Source organism: Schlesneria paludicola DSM 18645 (genome assembly GCF_000255655.1).
In the GTDB taxonomy this organism is placed as follows: domain Bacteria; phylum Planctomycetota; class Planctomycetia; order Planctomycetales; family Planctomycetaceae; genus Schlesneria; species Schlesneria paludicola.
Genome location: NZ_AHZR01000097.1, coordinates 1 through 1,303, shown reverse-complemented (window position 1 = coordinate 1,303; position 1,303 = coordinate 1). Strand labels below are relative to the sequence as shown.

The following is a 1,303-nucleotide window of genomic DNA, read 5'->3' as shown; positions in this document are numbered from 1 at the left end:
TGGGTCCATCCGGTTTTATTGTGGGTAGAGGCTGAGTCCCCCGCAGTAGAAGAAGATGGCGGTTTTGAAGTTATTGCGGTTACGGAAGCCACCGACACGTCTTTTGATGGACATGATTTTGCTATTCATTCCTTCCGCGACTCCATTCGTGATGCGGTGGGTGCAGTAGCTGACGACGTGGTCCAATCGCTCCTTGATTGAACGAGCCACGGATTTCATCGGTTCGAGATTCGTGTGAATGACTCGTTTGTACCAGTCTTGGAAATAGGTCGTTGCAGTGGCTGCGGAGTCTTGCCCCCAAAGGTCACGCAGCATTTCCTTGAAGGCCCAGGCTTTTCCCGTTTTCAGCTGCAGATCGAATGTCGATTCGAACACCGTCCGCTGTTTCTCACTGAGATTCTCCTGACTGGTCAACCAGACATACTTCGTTTTGCTGAGTCGATCGTCGCCCTCTTTGACGAGTTCACGATGTTCTGTGCGACGGACTTTGTCGACGGCTTTCGTAGCTATCTGCATGATGTGAAATCGGTCATGGACGATCTTGGTCTCCGCCAAGGGAATGGCTTGCTTGGCGGCTTTGACGTACGCCGGACTCATGTCCATCGCGATCGCTTCGATCGACTGAAGCTGAGTCTCTGAGAGGGCAGAAAGTGCTTGAAATCCGGCCTCAGTGTCGTTTCCATCACTGATGGCTTCGACGGTGCTGTGATCCAGATCATAGACGAGCGTGATGTAATTTTGTCCTTTGAGAAAAGCTTTCTCATCGATGCCCACGTGAGGGACGGGACGAGTTTGTTTGCGTGCCTTTCCACGAGCCACGGCCCGCTCCACGATGGACCAGGTCTGATCCCATTTCGTTCGCAAGATGCCCATCGCGCCTTTCACATTTTGAGTCGCCAACAACACCTCAACCGCAAAACGCTCAAACAGGATCGTGAAGCGACTGCCTTTCTGGGCCCAGGGTACGTTCACCTGTTTCACTCCGTGCGTCGGGCAATCGACGCGCGGGATGCTCGCGTGAAGAATGGTCTTGAACTGGCAGCTATCCAGATGCCGCCACTGACGCTCGGCCGTGTGGTCGTAACAAGGCAATGACTGATCGCACTCGGGGCAACAAAACTTCGTGCCTCCAGGATGCTCAACGAAGACATCGACCTGCTGTTGCTCAAGACTCAACGACACCTCAGAAACGGTCCAAGGACTCTTCAGCCCAAGAATCTGCTGATACAATTCCCGATCCTGCACCGCCGCACTCCCAGAAATCATGCAAATATATCAAACCCACAGAATTTCCGGATGGACC

The 1,303-nt window shown here is 53.1% G+C and carries 1 protein-coding gene; it reads right to left on the bottom strand.

The window, feature by feature from the left end; all coding sequences use genetic code 11:
* Nucleotides 1-15 precede the first annotated feature (15 nt).
* Nucleotides 16-1,266: an ISL3 family transposase gene (locus OSO_RS0100130; protein ID WP_010581590.1), complete on the bottom strand. Its 1,251-nt coding sequence runs from the start codon at nt 1,264-1,266 to the stop codon at nt 16-18.
* Between the last annotated feature and the right edge of the window lie 37 nt (nt 1,267-1,303).